This is a genomic window from Kitasatospora sp. NPDC059327 (genome assembly GCF_042752535.1).
Classification (GTDB): domain Bacteria; phylum Actinomycetota; class Actinomycetes; order Streptomycetales; family Streptomycetaceae; genus Kitasatospora.
The window spans coordinates 30,731-51,097 of the sequence record NZ_JBHYYB010000064.1; the positions used below are offsets into that span (position 1 = coordinate 30,731).

Genomic DNA, 20,367 nt, shown 5'->3' on the forward strand with positions numbered 1-20,367 from the left:
TCCCGGTCAGGCCGCCGGCGTGCCGGTGAGCTCGAACCACATCCGCTTGCCCGAACCGCGCGGCTCCACGCCCCAGGCGTCCGCCAGGGCCTCGACCAGCATCAGCCCGCGCCCGGAGGAGGCCTGCTCCCCCGGCGTCCGACGGGTCGGCCAGAGGTCGGACTCGTCCTCCACCTCGACCCGCAGCCGGGCCCGGCCCCCGTCCGCCGCCGACTCGCGGTAGAGCCGGGCGGTGAACATGGCGTCCCGGTCGGTGTGCCGGATCGCGTTGGTGACCAGCTCGGAGGCGAGCAGCTCGGCGGTGTCCACCAGCTCCGCCACGCCCCAGCGGCGCAGCGCGTCGCGCAGCTCGGCCCGCACCTCGGAGATCCGGGCGAGGTCGGCCTGCCCGATCCGGCGGCGCAGCTGCTGGGCGGCCAGGCCGCCCTCCGGACCGTCCCAGCGCAGCAGCAGGAGCGCTATGTCGTCCTCGCGCTCGCTGGAGTCCGCGACCTGGGAGGAGATCCGGTCGGCCAGCTCCTCCAGCGGGTCGACCGGGCCCTCGTCGCGGCGGGCGAGCGGACCGGCGAGCACCTCGGCCAGCCGGGCGATGCCGTCGTCGAGGTCCGTCCCGCGCGCCTCGACCAGCCCGTCGGTGCAGAGCAGCACCGTCTCCCCCGGGTCCAGGCTGAACCGGGTGACCCGGTACTCCTCGTCCGGCGCGATGCCCAGCGGCAGCCCGCCGGCGACCTGGACCACGGTGGCGGTGCCGTCGGCGCGGCGCACCATCGGGTCGAGGTGACCGGCCCGGACGGCGTAGACCACGCCGTAGTCGACGTTCACCTCGGCGTAGGTGCAGGTGGCGAAGTGGTCGGTGTCCAGGTCGGCGAGGAAGCGGGAGGCCCGGGCCATCACGGCGGCCGGCGGATGGCCCTCGGCCGCGTAGGCGCGCAGCGCGATCCGCAGCTGGCCCATGATCCCGGCGGCGTGCACGTCGTGCCCCTGGACGTCGCCGATCACCAGCCCGACGTGGCCGCCGGGCAGCGGGACGACGTCGTACCAGTCGCCGCCGATCTGCAGGCCGGAGCCGGCCGCCAGGTACCGGACGGCGGTGGTCACCCCGGGCACCGACGGCACGGTGCGCGGCAGCATCACCCGCTGCAGGCCGGCTGCCAGCTCGTGCTCGGCGTCGTGCAGCCGGGCCCGGGCCAGCGACTGGGCGACCAGGCCGCCGAGGGTCGAGAGCAGGGTGCGCTCGTCCGCGTCCAGCTGACGGTCGTCGTCGAAGCTGACCAGGCAGACCCCGATCGGCCGGCCGCTGGCGACCAGCGGCAGGAACGCCCAGGAACTGCGGCCGGTCCGGCTGGTCGGCGTCCACACCTTGGCGTAGCGCTCCAGGAACTCCTCCCGGCTGGCGATGAAGACCGGCGCCCGGGTGCGCAGCGCCTCGGCCGCCGGGTGGTCGGACGGCAGCACCGAGCGGTCCCAGAAGGACAGCTCCTCCGGCCGGTAGCCGGAGGCGCCGAGGATCTGTACCCGGCCGGACTCGAAGGAGGCCAGGACCAGGCCGTCCGGCGGCAGCCCGGGCAGCGGGAGCTCGGTGAAGACCCGGGCCACGTCACGGACGGTGACGGCCTCGGAGAGCGCGCGGGCGGCCTCCTTGATGAACCGCGAGCGCTCCTCCCGCAGCAGGGCCATCCGGTCGGCACGGTCACGCTTGCGCAGTTCGACGGTGGCGTCCCAGATGAAGCCGACCATCCGCGAGGCCCGGCCGAAGGCGTCCGCGAGGACCCGGCCGCGGAACCGCACGGCGCGCATCGACCCGCTCGGCCCGACGGTGCGGTAGTAGGCGCCGCACTGGCCGAGCTCGGCGACCGCGCGCTCGACCCGGCGGCGCACCACGGGCGCGTCCTCGGGGTGCAGCAGGGAGAGGAAGGAGGCGGAGGTGCGGTCGAAGCGGTCCCGCGCGGCCGAGTCCAGGCCCATGATCGTGCAGGCCCGCTGGTCACCCTCCAGGACGTCGCGGCGGATGTCCCAGTCGAAGGAGCCGATGCCGTTGGCGGCCATCGCGGGCTCCAGCCAGTCCGGCGTGGAGTCCCCCGAGGCGACGGGCAGGCCACCCGAGAGCATCGGTGCCAGCCGGCCCGCGGCCAGCCCCGGGGCGGTTCGCAACGCGTGCCTGCGCACCGCCTGGGCGGGTGGTCTCGCCCGCCCCGACCCGGCCGTGGACTGACCGGGAGGAAGCGCCGGCCCCGGTGACTCGGGCTCAGTGGGCATGCTGCTCCTGCCGCCGCCGTGACGAACCGCGCCGACTGTCCGGGCTGGCCTCATGGCGGTGTGAGTGGGTGGTGCTCGATCGGACCGTGCCGCCGGGCGGTGGCCAGTCGAGGTGAGGTCTCCCCGCTGTTTGCCGCACGTGGACACACATTCCCACCATCCTGGCCAATGTTCGGCCGAGCGGCAATGGCACCGGGCCGGGAATATTCGGCTCGGCCTTCGCCGGGGAGTGTCGTTCGGCAGCGAACGACCTGCTTCTCCCCGTTCCGGCGCCCGGCCCGGCCGGGGCGCGGAGACTGCTCCGAACGGGTGGACCGGGGCCGTCGGGCGGCACCGGCGACGGCGGGGACGGCACCGGAAGGGGCGGGGCGCGAGGGGAGGGTCGGGGGGTGCGCGCGGAGAAGAGGCGGGCAGGGGTCGAGGGCGGAGCCGGGGGACGGGCCGGCCCCGAGGGTCAGGCGGTGACCAGCTCGAACCAGGTGACCTTGCCGTCCCCGCGCAGCTGGACTCCCCAGGAGTCCGCCAGCGCCTCGACCAGCATCAGCCCGCGCCCCGAGGTGGCGTACTCGGCGTCCGGATCGCGCCGGCGGCCGGGCAGCCGGGTGACGCCGTCGTGGACCTCGATCCGCAGCCGGAGATCCGCGGTGAGCACCGCGTCGAAGACCGCGCCCTGGCCGGTGTGCAGCAGCGCGTTGGTGACCAGCTCGGAGGAGAGCAGCTCGGCGGTGTCGGCCAGCTCGGGCACCCCCCAGTGGCCGAGTGCGGAGCGCAGCCGCCGGCGGACCGCGGCGACCGCGACCAGATCGGCCGCCTCGACCGCCAGATGCAGCCGGCGGTTCAGCGCACACCCCGGCGCCGGGGTGCTCGGCAGCGCCTGGCCCGCCGTACCGGTGACCCCGGACGCGCCCGGTGCGCCACCCTGGGACCTGGATCGGAAGGCGTCCCCCGAGCCCGTCCGCTGCCGCGGGAATCGCGACTGACCGTCCATCACCACTTGCCCCCGCCCTCAATCCGGGCACCCGCTCCCGGATCCCCCGCCGGTCGGGTGGCCGCCTCGTTCTGACCACCATCCTCATGCCCAGCTTTCGGCGTTTGGAACAGTGTGCGTCCGATCACCTGGGGTGAAAGGGGCACGGCGCGGTCCTCGTGATCCAACTGCCCTGGCCGGACAGGTTTGCGATGCGTACGAGGCGTTTTCGGGCAAGGCTGGACAGAGCGGCCGGGTCCGGGTTCAATGGCCCGGGATGTTTGAACGCCGTTCTAACTTCATCCCGGGCACCACCCGGCACACCCGGCACACCCCGGCGACCGCGAGCGAGGAACCGTGCGACTGACTCCCACCGAGCGGGACCGGCTGCTGATCTTCACAGCAGCCGAGCTGGCCCGCGCCCGGCGCGCCCGGGGCGTCCGCCTCAACATTCCCGAGGCGCACGCCCTGATCGCCGACGCCGTCTGCGAGGCCGCCCGCGACGGCCGTCGCCTCGCCGAGGCCATCGAGGCCGGACGCAGCGTGCTCACCGCCGCCGACGTGCTCCCCGGCGTCCCGGACGTGGTGACCGTGGTCCAGGTCGAGGCGGTCTTCGACGACGGCACCCGGCTGGCCGTGGTGAACGATCCGTTCAAGGGCGCCGGCTCGCTCGGCGACGACGCCCCCGGCGGCGCGCTGCTCGGCACGGGCGCGGGCTACGACCCCGTCGAGGAGACGGTGGTGCTGCCCGTCCACAACACCTCCGGGGTGCCGATCTCGGTCACCTCGCACTTCCACTTCTTCGAGGCCAACCCCCGGCTCGCCTTCGACCGCGCCGCCGCCTACGGCACCCACCTCGCGGTGCCGGCCGGCTCCTCGGTGCGCTTCGACCCGGGTGCCACCGTCGAGGTCGGCCTGGTGCCGATCGGCGGCGAGCGGGTCGCGATCGGCTTCGCCGGGCTGGTGGACGGCCCGCTGGACGCTCCCGGCGCCAAGGAGGCCGCCCTGGTCAAGGCCCGCGCCACCGGCTACCTGACCGACTTCGACGACGCCGAGGTGGAATCGTGAGCGCCATCACCCCGCACGACTACCTCGCGGTGCACGGCCCGCGGGCCGGGGACCGGATCCGCCTCGGCGACTCCGGTCTGATCGTCCGGGTCGAGTCCGACTCCCAGAGGCCCGGCGAGGAGTTCCTGGCCGGCTTCGGCAAGACGGCCCGCGACGGCCTGCACCTCAAGGCCGCCGCCGTCCGCGACACCTGCGACGTCGTGATCAGCAACGTCCTGGTGATCGACGCCGTCCAGGGCGTCCGGAAGACCTCCATCGGCCTGATCGACGGCCGGATCGCCTCCATCGGTCGGGCCGGCAACCCCGACACCCTGGACGGGGTGGACGTCGTCGTCGGCACCGGGACGACCATCGTCTCGGGCGAGGGCATGATCGCCACCGCCGGTGCCATCGACACCCACGTCCACCTGCTCTCGCCGCGGATCATGGAGGCCTCGCTCGCCTCCGGCGTCACCACGATCATCGGCCAGGAGTTCGGCCCGGTCTGGGGGGTGGGCGTGAACTCCCCCTGGGCGCTGCGGCACGCCTTCAACGCCTTCGACGCCTGGCCGGTCAACATCGGCTTCCTCGGGCGCGGCTCCTCCTCCGACCCGGCCCCCCTGGTCGAGGCCCTCGCCGAGGGCGGCGCCTCGGGCTTCAAGGTCCACGAGGACATGGGCGCCCACACCCGCGCCCTGGACACCGCGCTGCGGGTCGCCGAGGAGTACGACGTCCAGGTCGCCCTGCACACCGACGGCCTCAACGAGTGCCTCTCCGTCGAGGACACCCTCAAGGTGCTCGACGGCCGCACCATCCACGCCTTCCACATCGAGGGCTGCGGCGGCGGCCACGTCCCCAACGTGCTCAAGATGGCCGGCGTCGAGAACGTCATCGGCTCCTCCACCAACCCCACCCTGCCGTTCGGCCGCGACGCCCTCGGCGAGCACTTCGGCATGATCGTCTCCGCCCACGACCTCAAGGTCGACCTCCCCGGCGACGCCGCGATGGCCCGCGACCGGATCCGCGCCGGCACCATGGGCGCCGAGGACGTCCTGCACGACCTCGGCGTCATCGGCATCACCTCCTCCGACGCCCAGGGCATGGGCCGGGCCGGCGAGACGGTGCGCCGCACCTTCGCCATGGCCGGCAAGATGAAGGCCGAGCTCGGCCCCCTCGACGGCACCGGCTCCTACGGCACCGCCGAGGGCGGCGACGACAACGAGCGCGTGCTGCGCTACATCGCCAAGCTCACCATCAACCCGGCCATCGCCCACGGCCTCGCCCACGAGGTCGGCTCGATCGAGATCGGCAAGCTCGCCGACATCGTCCTGTGGCGCCCCGACCACTTCGGCGCCAAGCCCCAGCTGGTCCTGAAGGCCGGGTTCCCCGCCTACGGCGTCGTCGGCGACCCCAACGCCTCCACCGACCGGTGCGAACCCCTCGTACTGGGACCGCAGTTCGGCGCCCACGGTGCCACCGCCGCCGACCTCTCGGTCGCCTTCGTCGCCCAGGCCGCGGCCGACGGCGCCTACCTGGACCGGGCGGCCGACGGCATGCCGACCCGACGCCGCCGGGTCGGGGTCCGGAACACCCGCGGCATCGGCCCGCGCGACATGGTCCGCAACGCCCGGATCGGCGACGTCCGGGTCACCGAGACCGGCCTGGTCTCACTGGACGGCTCGCCACTGCGCTCCGAGCCCGCCGACAGCGTCTCGCTCAGCCGCCTCTACTTCCTCTGACCCACCATCACTTTCTTTCCTAGGACGCGAAGATGACCCCCACCCCCGCCTCGCTCGGTTACCGGATGCCCGCCGAGTGGCACCCGCACGACCGTACCTGGATGGCCTTCCCCACCGCCAACCCGACCTTCGACACCCCGGAGAACCTGCACTCCGGGCGCGAGGCCTGGGCCGCGGTGGCCAACACCGTCGTCCGGTACGAGCCGGTGACGCTGGTGGTCAACACCGGCGAGACCGAGGAGGCGCGCAAGTACGTCGCCCCCGAGGTCGAGATCGTCGAGCGCCCGCTGGACGACGCCTGGATGCGCGACATCGGCCCGTCCTTCCTGATCGACGACAAGGGCTCGCTGGCCGCCGCCGACTGGATCTTCAACGGCTGGGGCGCGCAGTCCTGGGCCCGCTGGGACAAGGACCAGCACATCGCCGAGCACATCAGCGAACTGACGGGCGTTCAGCGCTTCGCCTCCCGCCTGATCAACGAGGGCGGCGGCATCCACGTCGACGGCGAGGGCACCGTGCTCGTCACCGACACCGTGCAGCTCGGCGAGGGGCGCAACGCCGACTGGACCCGCGAGGAGGTCGAGGCCGAGCTGCACGCCCACCTCGGCACCACCAAGGCGGTCTGGCTGCCGCGCGGACTCACCCGCGACTACGACGAGTTCGGCACCCGCGGCCACATCGACATCGTCGCCTCCTTCGTCCGCCCCGGCGTCGTGGTCGCCCACGTCCAGCCGGACCCGGCCCACCCCGACCACGAGGTGTGCCAGGAGCTGGTGGCGATCCTGCGGGCGTCCACCGACGCCCGGGGCCGCGCCCTGGAGGTCATCGAACTGCCCGCGCCCACCGTGCTGACGGACGAGGACGGCGAGCCGGTCGACTACTCGTACATCAACCACTACGTGGCCAACGGCGCCGTGGTGCTCTGCGCCTTCGACGACCCGCGCGACCAGGAGGCCGCCGAGATCCTCGGCCGCGCCTACCCGGGCCGGACCGTCGAACTCGTCGACGCCCGCGAGATCTTCGCCAACGGCGGCGGCATCCACTGCATCACCCAGCAGCAGCCCAAGGTGGGCTAGTTCCAGGCCGGGCGAGCACGCGCCCGAGGGGCCCGGCGAGTGGTCACTCGCCGGGCCCCTCGGCGTCTCCGGGTGCCTCCAGCGCGTCGAGCCACCGCAGCAGCCGGGCACCCTCGCGGGTCATGATCTCCGGCTCGCGCAGGGCGTTGGCCAGCAGCGACATGCCCTGGTAGCCGGCGACGAGGGTGACGGCGAGGCCGTCCGGATCGGGCAGGCCGAGGGCGCGGAACTGGTGTCCGGCCCAGTCCAGCAGCCGCCGGATCACCGCGCCGGCCTCCACGTCCAGGACCCCGTCCGCGCGCTTGTCGACCTCGACGGCCAGGGTGCCAGTGGGGCAGCCGTAGCGGGCGGCGCTGTCGCGCTGGTCCACCCAGGCTTCGACCAGGGCCTTGAGCCGGTCCCGCGGGTCGGACAAGCCGTCCAGCCCGCCGGTGAGTCCGTCCAGGTGCGCGCCGTGCTCGGACAGTGCGGCGCGGACCAGTTCGTCCTTGGTCTTGAAGTAGTAGTAGACGTTTCCGACGGGCACGTCGGCCACCCGCGCGATGTCGGCGAGGGTGGTCCGTTCGACCCCCTGGTGGTGCAGGACCTGGGCCGCCGCGGCCGTGAGCCGTCGGCGCTTGTCGCCCGCCCGCCCCCGGGGCTTCACTGAGTCAGTCACCTGACCAACTATAGACAGCGCCCGGGACGGCCGTGCTAGGGTTCAACCAAGTCAGCCAACTAACTCACTTGGGGGAACCGGATGATCGTCGTGACGGGTGCGACCGGGAACATCGGGCGGACACTGGTGCCGCTGCTGGCCGGGGCGGGCGAGGAGGTCGTGGCGGTCTCGCGGCAGCCGCGGCCCGCCGCGCTGCCGGCGGGCGTCCGGCACGCCCGGGCCGATGTCGGCGACGCCGCGAGCATGCGGCCGGTGCTCGACGGCGCCGACGCCCTCTTCCTGCTGCTGGGCGGCGACCTCAACGGCCGCGGCGAGAGCCCGAAGGCCCTGCTGGACGCGGCCGGGGCCGCCGGGGTCGAGCGGGTCGTGCTGGTCTCCTCCCAGATCAACGCCACCCGCCCCCAGGCCCCTTCGCACACCCGCCTGAGGGAGTTCGAGACCGCCGTGCGCGAGTCCGGCCTGGCCTTCACCGTCCTGCGCCCGGGCGGCTTCGCCTCCAACGCCTTCGCCTGGGCCGAGTCGGTCCGCACCGAGCGCACGGTCTTCGCCCCGTTCGGCGACGTGGCGCTGCCCGTCGTCGACCCGGCGGACATCGCCGAGGTCGCCGCCGCCGCACTGCGCGAGGACGGCCACGCGGGCCGCACCTACGAACTGACCGGCCCCGAGGCCGTCAGCCCGCGCCGGCAGGCCGCGGTCGTCTCCGAGGCCCTGGGCGAGCCGGTGACCTTCGTCGAACTCTCCCGCGAGCGGGCCCACGGCCACCTGGCCCGGTTCATGCCCGAGGAGGTCATCGACGGCACCCTGGACATCCTCGGCGTCCCCGTCCCGGCGGAGCAGGCGATCAGCCCCGATGTGGCGACCGTCCTGCGCCGGCCCGCGCGACCCTTCGACGCCTGGGTCGCGCGCAACCTGCCGGCCTTCCGGTAGCGCCCGTCCCGGGCGCGCGGAGCACGGCGCGCGCCCGGGACGGCCTTCCGGGTCACCGGTGATGACGGCCGAGGTCGTCGGTGGTCAGGCCATGGGTGCTGTGCATGGCGATCGAGCTGCAGGAGGAACGCAGGGCCCGCGACTCGGCGAGCCGCCGCTGCTCGGCGAGTACACCGTCGAGGTTCTCGGTGGGGCCGTTGTGCCGGCGGTGCAGATGGACCGCCAGCCCGGCCACACAGACGGCCAGGGCCGCGAACAGGGCGATCAGCGTGGCCATGGGGCCACCCCCTCGGGTTCGGGGTCGTCGGTACCCGTGCGACGCGCCGTCGCGGTGCGCACCGCCCGGTAGTCGGTACGTACCCGCGGGAGCGTGGTGCCGAACCGGTCAGCCTCCCGCTCCGTGGCCCTTCGGGCACGGCCAGTATCGTGGGGCCGGCGCGGCGCGGCCGCGTCGGCACAGAGGAGAGCAGCACATGGCGGACGCCCGCCCGCGCCGGCCGGCGCGCCCCCGCGAGGAGGTCTTCGCCACCGCGCGGGCCGCCATCGCCGAGCACGGACTCGCCAAGCTCACCATGGCCGGCCTCGGCAAACAGCTCCAGATGAGCGCCGGACACCTGCTCTACTACTTCGGCAGCAAGGACCAGCTGCTGCTGGAGACGCTGCGCTGGAGCGAGGAGCAGCTCGGCGCCCGCCGCCGCACCGCCCTGACCGACGGCGGACGCGACGTCTGGGAGCGGCTGGGCGAGTACACCCGGCTGTACCTGCCCGAGGGGCCCGGCGATCCGCGCTGGATCCTCTGGGTCGAGGTGTGGGGTCGCTCCCCCGCCAGCGAGGAACTCCGCCGGGGGCAGTTGGAGATCGAGGCCCCCTGGGACGCCGACCTGGTCGCCCTGCTCGACGAGGGGACCGCCCGCGGTTCCTTCACCGCCGGACCGGCCGGGGTCGGCGGGGCGGACGGGTCCGCCGCCACCGAGCGGGCCGCCCAGATCCGCGCCCTGCTGGACGGTCTCGCCGTGCCGCTCGCGCTCGGCCTGCCCGGCGCGCGCCGCACCCGGGCGCTGCACCTGGCGGAGTCGGCCTTCCGGACCCTGCTGGCAGCCGCCTGACACCGGCGGGGGCCCGGCCCCCTCACTCCGTCCAGATCGCGGCCGCCGTGCGGTCGTCGGCATACCCCTTGGCGCGCACCTGCACCTGGCGCAGGAAGTCGACGGTGCCCGGCGGGTGGGGGTGCGCCCAGTGGGCCGCCAGGAAGTGCGCGACGGCCGGCTCGTCGGAGATCGGCCGGGCCAGGCCCGGGGTGCAGAGCAGCAGGATGTCGCCCGGGGTCGCCGGGACCATCCGGAACCGGAACGGTCGCGGATCCGGCGCCGGGCTCTCCGGCAGCACCGGCGGCTGACCGTCCGGGTGGTGCAGCAGCCGGGCCGCGTAGGCGTCGATCCAGTGGCCGGAGCGCAACAGGTAGAGCCCGCCCGGGCCGACCCCGAAGGCCGCCCGGTAGGAGGCCGCCGGGTCGAGCGAGAGCAGCAGGCAGTGCAGTGAAGCCCTCGGGGCCGGGTCGTCGCCCACGCCCCGAGGGGTGAGGGCGCGCAGCGGCGCCGCGGCGGCCGTGGCGAGCCGCTGGAGGCCGTAGCGCAACCGGTCGCGGGCGCCGTCGCGCAGGTCGGCGGCGAGACCGGCCCGGCTGCGGCCGACCGCGGTGGCGAGCTGGCGGCAGGCCTCGGCCGAGGCGGTCGCGACCGCCTCGGCGGCGACGTCGACGCCGTCCGAGCCTTCGGAGGCACCCGCGCCGGTGCGGTCGAAGCCGCCGAGGACGGCGAGCAGCAGACCCTCCGCGCCCTCGCCGAACCGGGTGACCAGCAGCGCGTCCCGGCGGGGCTCGCCGCGGTAGCGGGCGGAGTCGCCCCGGACCGAGACCGCGCGCAGGGTGGCGGCGGCGTACTGGGCCCCCTCCAGGGCGGTGTCCGGCACGACCGCGCCGAGCGCGTCCGGATCCGCCTCCGGGACGGCGGTCGGCTCGGGCCCGTACGTGGGCGGGCGCTCGCCGACGTGCGGGACGGCGGGCCCGGTGCCGGCCGGCAGCGGGCGGGTGGCGGGCCGGGCCACGACCGGCGCGGGGTCCGGAACGGGAACGGGGTCCGGCGCGGGAACGGGGTCCGGAGCCGCCGCGGCAGGCTCGGGGTCGAACACCGGCTCGGGCTCGGGCTCGGAGTCGTATTCCGGCTCCAGCTCCGGCTCCAGCTCCGCCACCGCCTCCGGTACGGCGGCCGACTCCGGAGCGGCCGGCGGCGCCGGGACACTCGCCGCAGCGGGCTCCGGGCTCTTCCGAAGGACGGGCGCCGGCTCCGCCTCCGGCTCGGGCTCCGGCTCGGGGGCCGCGACGGCCTCGGGGGCCGCCACCGGCTCCGGCTCCGCGACGGCCGCCGGCTCGGGGGTGGCCGCCCAGGCCGGGGCCCGGAACTTGTGCGTCTCCTCCGGTCCGCGCTGCTGGCCGATCACCCCGACCGCGGTGTCGAACCAGTCGTCGATACTGTCCCGCTCCGCCGGCCCGGGCTCCGGCTCCGGCTCCGGCTCGGACGCAGGTCCAGGCGCCGCCCCACCCGTGCGCTGCGGCCCGATCAGCCCCGCCGCCGTCTCGAACCAGTCGTCGACGCTGCCCTCCCCCGGAACCGCGCCCGGGGTGTCGGGGAGAGTGCCCGCCGGCCCTTCGTAGACCGTGTCCCACCAACCGTCGTCCGGCCGGTGCCGCTGTGCGGGTGCACCCTCTTTGCTCATCTGGCGGCTCCTGGTCGGTGCGTGGTCGCGCCGCCCCCGGCGGGGCCGGACTCGACGTCATTGTCTCCGAGTGCAACGACGCTGTCCGGGTTTCGGCGACAACCGCACACTGATCGGATGATCCCTGTCACCGGGTTCGCCCCATGTTTCGTTTCCGTTCCGTCCCTGCTTGCCGGAACTGCCCCGAGCAGGGCGTTTCCGGGGTGTTCGGTACGTTCGGGCGCCGAAAATGGGGGCCGAGGAGGGGCATCGCTTCACTCGTTCGGCTGATTAAATGTGCGCATGACCGCGTCGGCCCCCAGATCGCCCCGACCGGGGAGGGCCGCAGTCGCAGGCCGCCCGGTGGGTGCCCTGTGGTTCCTCCTGCTGGTCGGACTGCTGACGGCGCTCCCGTGCGCGGGCTCGGCCCAGGCGGTTTCGACGGAGCGGTCCACCAAGGCCGCGGTCCTTCCGGAGAGCACCGTCGTCGGCCCGGTCGTCGCGGACTCCCCGACGACCGGCGCACGGTGGGCGCCCGGAGCGGAGCACGCGGCCCCGCACCCCGGGGCCCCGCGTACCGGCCCGGCCGCGACCCCCGCCGACCGGCTGCACGCCGAGGAGCGGCGGCACTGGACGTGGTGCACCGCCGACGGCGAGCCGCCGCACCGCAACAACGGCTGCTCCGGCCACCCGTACTGCGGCCAGGACGCCCAGCTGCCCAACCCGCCGCCGCAGCCGATGCCCGCCCTGGCGCCCCGCCCGGAACTCCCCGAGGCCCAGCCCCGGGTGGTGCCCAGCGGGCTCCTGGACGGTCCGCACCCGGCACCCGACCTGCACGAGCTCCAAGTTCACCGGTCCTGAGCGGAACCCACCGCCGGCCCTCCCCTGCCGCCCGTCCGAACGGACGGCGAAGGGGGGTGCGGCCGACGGATCCGCCACTCCGCCCTCTCATCAGACCGCCGCGCCCCAAGCGCGCGGCGGGGACAAGGACACCTCATGGGTTCCGCCTCGAAGCAGTCCAACAAGCCGAGCGGCAAGCAGGCCGGTCTCGACCGTCGCGCCCGGATAGCCGAGCTGCGCGCCGCCGAACAGCGCCGCGACCGCCGGAACAAGATCATCGCCTCGGTGGTCGCCGGCACCCTGGTGATCGCCGCGATCGCCACCGGCACCTGGATCGTGGTCGACGCCAACCAGGACAAGAAGGCCAAGGAGGCCGCCGCCGCCGCGCCGATCGACGGTGTCCAGACCTTCGGTGAGCTGAGCCGCAACCACGTCAAGGAGAAGGTCACCTACCCGCAGACCCCGCCGGTCGGCGGTGACCACAACGCGGTCTGGCTGGACTGCATGGGCCACGTCTACGACCAGCCGGTCGAGAACGAGCGCGCCGTCCACTCGCTGGAGCACGGCGCGGTCTGGGTGACGTACAACGGCAAGGCGACGCCGGACGACGTCAAGGCCCTCTCCGACAAGGTGAAGGCCACCCCGTACTCGCTGATGAGCCCGTACCCGGACGAGAAGGGCACCATCACCCTGAGCGCCTGGAGCACCCAGCTGGTCGTGGACAGCGCCAACGACCCCCGGGTGGGCGAGTTCTTCACCAAGTACGTGCAGGGCAAGCAGACCCAGGAGCCCGGCGCGTCCTGCAGCATGGGGGCGATGTGACCGCCGACGCGGCGGCACCGGGGGCGCACGACGACGGCCGGGACGACGGCCACGACGACGCCTCCGCCGACAACCGGGACGCGGGTCCCACCCCCGGCCGACGGCGGCTCTGGTGGCCGGCGGCGCTGGCCGCCACGCTCGCCCTCGCGCTCGGGGTACCCGCGCTCGTGGCGAGCGGGACCTCGGCCTCCGGCTCGTCCTCGCTCACGGCCCCGGCGGACGACTCCCCCGAGGCCGGCTTCGCCCGTGACATGGCGACCCACCACCAGCAGGCCGTCGACCTCTCGTTCACCGTCCGGGACCGGACGGACGACGCGGCGGTCCGCACCCTCGCCTTCGACATCATCAACACCCAGGCCAACCAGCGCGGGATGATGATGGGCTGGCTCGACCAGTGGGGGCTCCCGCAGCACTCGGGGGCCAAGCCGATGACGTGGATGCGGATGAACCACGTCTACGAGGCGCACGACGGCTCCCTGATGCCGGGCATGGCCACCAACACCCAGCTCGCCAAGCTGCGCTCGCTCAGCGGGCGCGACGCCGAGGTGTACTACCTGCAGCTGATGCTGGAGCACCACAAGGGCGGGGTGGAGATGGCCCAGGGCTACGTCGACATGGCGAAGAACGAGAGCGAGAAGCGGCTCGCGCAGTCGATGGTGGTCGGGCAGACCTCGGAGATCCAGCTGATCACCGACATGCTCGCCGAGCGCGGCGCCGCCCCTGGCGTTCCCGCCTCCTGACCGACCCGCGGCACCCGGCCGATCCGTCCCCACCGGCCGGTCCCGGCCGGGCGGGGCGCGTCAGAGGACGGGCGGGCCCGGTCGCCCGGCCCGCCCGGCCGGGCGGACCAGGGCCACCGCGAGGACGGCGACGGCGGCGAGCGCCAGCAGTACCGTCCGGCCGCCGGACGCCGCGCCCGCCAGGTGGACACCCAGCACGGGCACGGCGGTGCCGAGCGCCGTACCGAGACTGCGGGCCATGTTGACCATGCCACCGCCGACCGCCGAGCACTCCGCCGGTATCGCCCGCATCACCAGCGCGTTGTTGGCGGGCAGCAACAGGCCCAGCCCGTACCCGGCGACCAGCAGCGGGGCGGCCGCCCACGCGACACCCACCGGTAGCAGCGCGAAGAGCAGCAGCCCGGCCCCCGCGACGGCCGCGCCGAACCGGCACCGGGTGACGTCCGACCAGCCCCGGGGCAGCAGAGCGCCGCCGACGGTCGCGGCGACCGCGAAGCCCGCCGGAAGCAGGGTGATCACCAGACCGGCCCGGAGCACCGGAACACCGGCCTCGGTGAGCAGCACCGGCCCGAGCACCAACGGGCAGAACAGCAGCAGATAGCCGATCAGCGCGACGGCCAGGCCGGGCCGCACGCCCGGGGTGTTGACCAGGCCGGGCGCCAGGATCGGCCGGGCGGTCCGCCGCTCCTGGCGGACCAGGCCCAGCGCCAGCAGCACCGCGAGAAGCAGCAGGCCGGCCGCGGCCCAGCCGGGCAGCGGCAGGCCCGAGGCGGTGGAGAGGGCTAGCAGCAGCGCGGTGGTCGCGCCGGTGAGCAGCAGCAGCCCGGGCAGGTCGAACCGGCCGTCGCCGCCACCGGAGCGCGGGGCCCACGGCTCGGCGCGGGTGCGCGGCAGCAGGAACCAGCCGGCCAGGATGCCGAACAGACCGATCGGCACATTGATCCAGAACACCCAGCGCCAGGAGGCGTGTTCGACCAGCAGCCCGCCGAGGCTCGGGCCGAGCGCCAGGCCGAGCCCCTGGGCGGCCGCCTGGATCCCCAGGGCCCGCCGCATCGCGTGGCCGGGGACTCCGCGCGCCACCAGGGCGACGCTGTTGGCCTGCATCATCGCTCCCCCGACCGCCTGGACAGCCCGGCAGGCCACCAGGACCCCGAGGCCGCCGGCGCATCCGGCGCCGAGCGAGGCCAGTGCGAAGACGGCGAAACCGCCGAGGTACACGGTCTTGCGGCCGACCAGGTCGGAGAGCCGGCCGACCGGGGCGAGCAGGGCCACCAGCACCAGCAGGTAGGCGAGCGCGACCCATTCGACGGCGGCGTAGTCGGTGCGGAAGTGCTGCCCGAGGGCCGGCAGGACGAGGGCGGTGATGCCCGCCGTGAGCTGGCCGAGGAAGGCGCCGAGGCAGACGGTGCCGACCGCCAGCCAGTGGGCGTGCCGCCACCCGGCGATGCCGCGCGGCCGGGCCCGCTCGGTGAGCAGCCTGGTGGCGAGGACGGTGGCGTTCATACGGCGAAATATATCGGATGCAGATATGTTCTCTCTACGAGCTGATCGGTGAGCGATCCTCGCCCGGCGCCGACGCCGATCCACCGACGCCGATCCACCGGCCCCCATGCACCGGCCCCGGACTCGACGGTCGGTGCGCGACCGGTGCGTGCCCGGTGCGTGCCCGGTGGGCGATCGGCCCGGCGGAGCCGCCGCCACCAGGCGCTACGCTGTCCGCCATGCCGTCGTCACCCCCCGTTCCCGACCCCGCCGCCGCACCGGCCGAAGCCCTGACCGACCCCGAAGCCCCGACCGGCACCGCGACCGGGGCCGGCCCCGGCGCCCCGGCGGAGTCACCCGCTCCGGTCGAGCCCCCCACCACCCCGGCGATCGAACGGGCCCGACGGCTGACCGACGTGGTGACCCGGCTGCGGCGCGCCCTGCGCAGCAGCATCCGCACCGACTACCCGTGGGAGTCCCTGCCGATGGCGCAGGTCGAACTCCTCCAGACGCTCGCGGCCGCGCCGCTGCGGGTCGGCGAACTGGCCGCCCGCCAACGGCTGGCCCCGAACACCGTCAGCGGACTGGTCGGCAAACTGCTGGACGCCGGCTTCGTCGACCGCCAGGCCGACCCCGGCGACCGCCGGACCGCCCGGATCGCGCTCACCCCGGCCGGTCTGCGCCAGCTGGACGACTGGCAGCACGCCCACGAGCGCCGGATCGCCAGTGCCCTCGGCACGCTCACCGCCGCCGACCGCGAGGCCGTCATGCAGGCGCTCCCCGCCCTCGACCGGCTCGCCCGCGCCCTGGCCTCGCCGGAGCAGCCGAACCGGCCCGAGTGACGCCGGTCGGAAAACCGGGAGCCGTCAGCGGCCGGAGCGGATAGCGTCCCCGCATGGAAGCCTCACCCGCGGACGCCGTCCGGTTGCGGATCGAGCCCTGGACGGACGCCGATCTCGCGCTGCTGCGCCGGGTCAACACCCCGGAGATGAAGAGGCACGTCGGCGGCCCGGAGGACGAGCGGGAGCTCCTCGCCCGGCACCACCGCTACCTCGACTTCGTCCCCTCGGGCCTCGGCCGCATGTACCGCGTCGTCCTGCTCCCCGGCGGCGAGCCGGTCGGCACCGTCGGCTACGGCACCCGGACCTGGCGGGGCCGGACCGTCCACGAGATGGGCTGGAACGTCCTGCCGCCCCACCAGGGCCGGGGCATCGCCGTCGCCGCCGCCCGGGCCGCCGTCGCCGAGGCGCGCGTCCGGGCCCGCCACCGGTACCTGCACGCGTTCCCGGACGTGGACCATCCCGCCTCCAACGCCGTCTGCCGCGGGGCCGGATTCACCCTCCTCGGCGAGACCGACTTCGAGTTCCCGCCCGGCCGGCCCATGCGCAGCAACGACTGGCGGCTGGACCTGCGCGCCGACGCCGGACGGCCGACCCGGTGACGGGCCGCCCGCCGGTGGGTCCCGGTGGGCGGCCCGACGGGCCCGCGGCCCGGCGGGCGGCTCAGAACAGCGTGCCGCTCTCCAGTTCCAGCAGCCGACGCTTGCGGTCCAACCCGGCGGCGAACCCGGTCAGCGAGCCGCCGGCACCGAGCACGCGGTGGCAGGGCCGGACGATGAGCAGCGGGTTGGCGCCCACCGCGCCGCCCACCGCCCGGACGGCCTTCGGCGAGGCACCGGCCAGCTCGGCGAGCCGGCCGTAGGTGACCGTCTCGCCGTAGGGGATGGCGTCCAGCGCGGCCCAGACGCTCCGGCGGAACTCGGTGCCGACCGGGGCCAGCGGAAGGTCGAAGGTGGTGCGCTCGCCGGCGAAGTAGGCCGTGAGCTGGGCGACCGGCTCCGCGAGCGCGTCCGGGTCGTGGACCCAGTCGTCGGCGGGTTCGGCGAGGGCGTACTTCTGGCCCGGGGCGGTGACGGTGGCCAGGGCGGCCGGTCCGCCGTCCGCCGGCAGCACACCGCTGAGCAGCAGCCGGCCGAACGGGCTCGCCATGAAGGTGAAGACGGTGGTGCTCATGCTCGGGTGTTCTCCGTTCCAGTACTGGTGTCACGCGCGGCGCCGGCCCAGAGCCGGTGCACGGCGTAGGAGCGCCAGGGGGCCCAGGCCTGGGCGGCGCGGTCGGCGGACTTCGGGTCGCCGGGGGCGCCGAGCCGGGTGAGGCCGTGGCGGACCCCGACGTCGCTCGGCAGGAAGACGTCCGGGTCGGCGAGGGCCCGCATCCGCAGGTAGCCCACGGTCCAGGGGCCTATACCGGGGAGGGCGAGCAGTCGCGCCGCGGCCTCCTCCCGGTCGACGCCGCCGTCGAGCCGGACCACGCCCTCGGCCAGCGCGGCGCACAGGCCGGTGAGCGCCCGGCGGCGGGCGGCCGGCATCGCGAAGTCCTCGGGGTCGGCCACCGCCAGCGCGCCGGCGGTCGGGAAGAGCAGCCGCAGCCCGCCGCTCGGCTCCGGCAGCGCGGCGCCGTACTTCTCGGCGAGCCGGCCGGCAAGGGTGCGGGCGGCGCCGACGGTGACCTGCTGACCGAGCACGGCACGGACGGCCAGCTCGTGCGGGTCGACGTGGCCGGGCGAGCGCAGACCGGGCCGGGCGCGGACGAGTGCGCCGAGCAGCGGATCGGCGCCGAGCCGGCCGTCCACCGCGTCCGGGTCGGCGTCCAGGTCGAACAGGATCCGCAGCCGCTGGACGGCGGTCGGCAGGTCCCGCAGGTCGGCCAGGAAGAGCCGGCAGTCCAGCCAGCCGCGGGTCCGGTCCTCGGGCGCGAGCCCGTCCACCTCGGCGATGCCGTGGCCGTACGGGAGCGCGAGGGTCCGGCGGTAGGTGCGGACGCCGGGGCGCGGGCCGGGGACGACCTCCTCCACGCCGGGGACGGCGCGCAGGGCCAGGAAGTCGATCAGGTGGTCGCTGTCCAGCGCGCCCCGGTGGGCCAGCCGCAGGGTGAGCCCACCGGCCGGGGTCGCGGTGCGCCGGCCCGCCGTGACCTCGGCGCGCAGCCCGCTGGGCGTGCGGTCGTAGACCTCGCGGACGGTGTCGTTGAACTGGCGGACGGACGCGAACCCGGCGGCGAAGGCGATCTCGGTGACCGGCAGCTCGGTGGTCTGCAACAACAGCCGGGCGGTCTGGGCACGGCGGGCGCGGGCCAGCGCGATCGGACCGGCGCCGAGCTCGGCGGTGAGCTGGCGCTGGAGCTGGCGGGAGCTGTAGCCGAGGCGCTGGGCCAGGCCGGCGACGCCCTCGCGGTCCACGATGCCGTCGCCGATCAGCCGCATCGCCCGGCCGACCAGGTCGGCACGGTGGTTCCACTCGGGTGAGCCGGGCACCGCGTCGGGGCGGCAGCGGCGGCAGGCCCGGAAGCCGGCGCCCTGCGCGGCGGCGGCGCTGGGGTAGAAGGTGCAGTTGACGCGTTTGGGGGTCACGGCGGGGCAGCTCGGTCGGCAGTAGATGCCGGTCGAGGTGACGGCCGTGAAGAAGACGCCGTCGAAGCGGGCGTCCCGGCTGTCCACGGCCCGGTACCGGATGTCGTCGTCGATCACGCTGTCCAGTCTGCGGCACCCGGCGGGGCATGACTGGCGGAAATCGGACCTGGGCGTGACGGCCCCCGACGGGGTCGGTACCGGGCGCGGGCGGGCGTCGGCGGAGCATCCGGGGGCAGGCGGAGAACCGCGAGCCACCCGCCCGGTCCGCGGCTACGCTGGCCGGGGCCGGCGCGGGGCGACCCTCGCCGCCCGCCCCGGCCCAGCGGTCCCGCCCGCCCGCCCCGACGGCCCGCCCACCCGGCGACAAGGAGCCCTCCCGTGACCGAGCAGCCGTACACCGGCCCCGACGACCCCCGGGTCGCCGCACTGCGGGTGGCGGAGTTCGCCTTCCCCGGACCGCTCCGCGACCAGCTGGTCGCGGCCGTCCTCAGCGGCGCCAAGACCAGCACCACCGGTCTGGTCGCCGACTACGAGCAGGAGAACGAGCCGTTGCCCCGGGTGGGTGTCCACTCCGCGGTGATCGACTCGACCGGCCGGCCGGTGGCGGTGACCGAGACGACGGAGGTCCGGGTCGTCCGGCTGGCGGAGGTCGACCTTCGGCACGCCGTGGGCGAGGGCGAGGGCTTCACCACGGTGGCCGAGTGGCGCTCCGTCCACGAGGGCTTCTGGCACGGCGAGGAGATGCGGGCCGCCCTGGGCGATCCCGGATTCACGGTGGACGACACCACCCCGGTCGTCCTGGAGCGCTTCCGCGTGGTGGCCGACCTCCGCTGACCGGCCGCGACCGGCTCGGGCCGCACCGTGGGGCGGGTCACGCCGGGCGGGTCACGCCGGGCGGTCGTCACCCGTCAACCGCCGCAGGGCCCGGTCGAGCCGGGCCCGCCGGGTCTGCGGGGTGAGCGCCTGGAGCAGCGGCAGCAGGAGCTGGTAGCGCCCCGTCCGGTCGAGTGCCTCGAAGGCCCGCCGCGCCCGCGGGTCGGCGTCGAGCGCCGCCGCGAACTCGGGCGGGACCGTCGCCGTCCGCTGCGACGCGTACGCCGCCGCCCACCGGCCGTCCGCCCTGGCACGACGCACCTCGGCGAGGCCGGGCTCGCGCATCCGGCCCTCGGCCGTCAGCACCGCCACCCGGTCGACGTTCACCTGCGACCAGAGGCTCCTGGGCCGACGGGGTACGTACTTCTGCAGGTAGTACCGCGCGTCCAGGGAGCGGCGCTGTCCGGAGATCCAGCCGTAGCAGAGCCCGATGTCGACGAGTTCGTCGTCGGTGACCGACGCGAGGCCGGAGTTCCGCTTGGCCATCCTGATCCAGACGCCCTCGTGGCGCGGGTGGTTGTCGGCCAGCCAGTCCTCGAAGGCACGGGCGTCCGCGAAGCCGACGACCTCCACCCCGTCGATCCGGTCGATCCCGTCCACACCGTCCACACCGTCGGTCCCGTCCACGCGGTCGAGCGTAGCGGCCGCCCCCGACAGCGGCCGGGCGACGACGACGGGCGGTGGGGGGGGGGGGCCCCCCGCGCCCCCCCCCCCCCCCCCCCCCCGCGGGACCCCGAGAACGCGCCCCCCGCCCGCCCGGCCTGTGGGTTGGGCGTGCCC

At 75.2% G+C, this 20,367-nt stretch carries 20 protein-coding genes; 11 read left to right on the forward strand and 9 right to left on the reverse strand.

Annotated features, from left to right (window positions below):
- Window positions 1–6: 6 nt before the first annotated feature.
- Window positions 7–2,151, reverse strand: coding sequence for a SpoIIE family protein phosphatase (locus tag ACFXHB_RS30690; RefSeq protein WP_380577937.1), 2,145 nt, complete (start codon window positions 2,149–2,151; stop codon window positions 7–9).
- A gap of 559 nt (window positions 2,152–2,710) precedes the next feature.
- Window positions 2,711–3,244, reverse strand: coding sequence for an ATP-binding protein (locus ACFXHB_RS30695; protein WP_380577938.1), 534 nt, complete (start codon window positions 3,242–3,244; stop codon window positions 2,711–2,713).
- Window positions 3,245–3,580: 336 nt separating this feature from the next.
- Between ACFXHB_RS30695 and ureA the strand changes: the two genes are divergently transcribed.
- The 3 genes from ureA to ACFXHB_RS30710 are packed head-to-tail and all read left to right on the forward strand — an operon-like array spanning window position 3,581 to window position 7,085.
- On the forward strand, window positions 3,581–4,291 hold the full coding sequence (gene ureA, locus ACFXHB_RS30700; protein WP_380577939.1) for an urease subunit gamma: 711 nt from the start codon (window positions 3,581–3,583) through the stop codon (window positions 4,289–4,291).
- A complete protein-coding gene (locus tag ACFXHB_RS30705; RefSeq protein ID WP_380577940.1) occupies window positions 4,288–6,009 on the forward strand; it encodes an urease subunit alpha in 1,722 nt (573 codons plus the stop codon). The genes ureA and ACFXHB_RS30705 overlap by 4 nt, the downstream gene beginning before the upstream one ends.
- A gap of 32 nt (window positions 6,010–6,041) precedes the next feature.
- Entirely contained in the window at window positions 6,042–7,085 is a 1,044-nt protein-coding gene (locus tag ACFXHB_RS30710; protein WP_380577941.1) for an agmatine/peptidylarginine deiminase, read from the forward strand.
- A gap of 43 nt (window positions 7,086–7,128) precedes the next feature.
- Here ACFXHB_RS30710 and ACFXHB_RS30715 read toward each other — a convergent pair whose 3' ends face one another.
- A complete protein-coding gene (locus ACFXHB_RS30715) occupies window positions 7,129–7,743 on the reverse strand; it encodes a TetR/AcrR family transcriptional regulator (protein WP_380577942.1) in 615 nt (204 codons plus the stop codon).
- Window positions 7,744–7,824: 81 nt separating this feature from the next.
- Between ACFXHB_RS30715 and ACFXHB_RS30720 the strand changes: the two genes are divergently transcribed.
- Window positions 7,825–8,670, forward strand: a complete 846-nt coding sequence (locus ACFXHB_RS30720) for an NAD(P)H-binding protein (protein ID WP_380577943.1) — start codon at window positions 7,825–7,827, stop codon at window positions 8,668–8,670.
- Window positions 8,671–8,722: 52 nt separating this feature from the next.
- Here the strand turns inward: ACFXHB_RS30720 and ACFXHB_RS30725 are convergent, their stop codons facing one another.
- On the reverse strand, window positions 8,723–8,947 hold the full coding sequence (locus ACFXHB_RS30725; protein ID WP_380577944.1) for a hypothetical protein: 225 nt from the start codon (window positions 8,945–8,947) through the stop codon (window positions 8,723–8,725).
- 196 nt (window positions 8,948–9,143) lie between these two features.
- Here ACFXHB_RS30725 and ACFXHB_RS30730 point away from each other — a divergent pair, with 196 nt between their 5' ends.
- On the forward strand, window positions 9,144–9,776 hold the full coding sequence (locus ACFXHB_RS30730; RefSeq protein WP_380577945.1) for a TetR/AcrR family transcriptional regulator: 633 nt from the start codon (window positions 9,144–9,146) through the stop codon (window positions 9,774–9,776).
- A 22-nt stretch (window positions 9,777–9,798) separates the two neighbouring features.
- Here the strand turns inward: ACFXHB_RS30730 and ACFXHB_RS30735 are convergent, their stop codons facing one another.
- The gene (locus ACFXHB_RS30735) at window positions 9,799–11,442 is read right to left on the reverse strand and encodes a protein phosphatase 2C domain-containing protein (protein WP_380577946.1); all 1,644 of its coding nucleotides are present in this window, start codon (window positions 11,440–11,442) and stop codon (window positions 9,799–9,801) included.
- A 342-nt stretch (window positions 11,443–11,784) separates the two neighbouring features.
- Between ACFXHB_RS30735 and ACFXHB_RS30740 the strand changes: the two genes are divergently transcribed.
- From ACFXHB_RS30740 to ACFXHB_RS30750, 3 genes are all read left to right on the forward strand, one after another.
- Window positions 11,785–12,282 (forward strand): hypothetical protein, encoded by a 498-nt coding sequence (locus ACFXHB_RS30740; RefSeq protein WP_380577947.1) that lies wholly within the window; start codon window positions 11,785–11,787, stop codon window positions 12,280–12,282.
- Window positions 12,283–12,417: 135 nt separating this feature from the next.
- Window positions 12,418–13,083, forward strand: a complete 666-nt coding sequence (locus ACFXHB_RS30745; RefSeq protein WP_380577948.1) for a DUF3105 domain-containing protein — start codon at window positions 12,418–12,420, stop codon at window positions 13,081–13,083.
- A complete protein-coding gene (locus ACFXHB_RS30750) occupies window positions 13,080–13,823 on the forward strand; it encodes a DUF305 domain-containing protein (protein WP_380577949.1) in 744 nt (247 codons plus the stop codon). The genes ACFXHB_RS30745 and ACFXHB_RS30750 overlap by 4 nt, the downstream gene beginning before the upstream one ends.
- A gap of 60 nt (window positions 13,824–13,883) precedes the next feature.
- Here ACFXHB_RS30750 and ACFXHB_RS30755 read toward each other — a convergent pair whose 3' ends face one another.
- Window positions 13,884–15,326, reverse strand: a complete 1,443-nt coding sequence (locus ACFXHB_RS30755; protein WP_380577950.1) for an MFS transporter — start codon at window positions 15,324–15,326, stop codon at window positions 13,884–13,886.
- Between the two features lie 218 nt (window positions 15,327–15,544).
- On the opposite strand from ACFXHB_RS30755, the gene ACFXHB_RS30760 reads away from it, so the two are divergent.
- Window positions 15,545–16,147 carry a MarR family winged helix-turn-helix transcriptional regulator gene (locus ACFXHB_RS30760; RefSeq protein ID WP_380577951.1) on the forward strand — a complete coding sequence of 201 codons (603 nt, stop codon included), beginning with the start codon at window positions 15,545–15,547 and terminating at the stop codon, window positions 16,145–16,147.
- A 53-nt stretch (window positions 16,148–16,200) separates the two neighbouring features.
- Entirely contained in the window at window positions 16,201–16,746 is a 546-nt protein-coding gene (locus ACFXHB_RS30765; protein ID WP_380577952.1) for a GNAT family N-acetyltransferase, read from the forward strand.
- A gap of 61 nt (window positions 16,747–16,807) precedes the next feature.
- Here ACFXHB_RS30765 and ACFXHB_RS30770 read toward each other — a convergent pair whose 3' ends face one another.
- A complete protein-coding gene (locus ACFXHB_RS30770; RefSeq protein ID WP_380577953.1) occupies window positions 16,808–17,317 on the reverse strand; it encodes a methylated-DNA--[protein]-cysteine S-methyltransferase in 510 nt (169 codons plus the stop codon).
- Window positions 17,314–18,831 carry a DNA-3-methyladenine glycosylase 2 family protein gene (locus tag ACFXHB_RS30775; protein WP_380577954.1) on the reverse strand — a complete coding sequence of 506 codons (1,518 nt, stop codon included), beginning with the start codon at window positions 18,829–18,831 and terminating at the stop codon, window positions 17,314–17,316. Before ACFXHB_RS30775 ends, ACFXHB_RS30770 begins: the two co-directional genes overlap by 4 nt.
- 261 nt (window positions 18,832–19,092) lie before the next feature.
- Between ACFXHB_RS30775 and ACFXHB_RS30780 the strand changes: the two genes are divergently transcribed.
- Entirely contained in the window at window positions 19,093–19,548 is a 456-nt protein-coding gene (locus ACFXHB_RS30780) for an ASCH domain-containing protein (RefSeq protein WP_380577955.1), read from the forward strand.
- A 51-nt stretch (window positions 19,549–19,599) separates the two neighbouring features.
- Here ACFXHB_RS30780 and ACFXHB_RS30785 read toward each other — a convergent pair whose 3' ends face one another.
- Window positions 19,600–20,214, reverse strand: coding sequence for a YdeI family protein (locus ACFXHB_RS30785; RefSeq protein WP_380577956.1), 615 nt, complete (start codon window positions 20,212–20,214; stop codon window positions 19,600–19,602).
- Window positions 20,215–20,367: the final 153 nt, after the last annotated feature.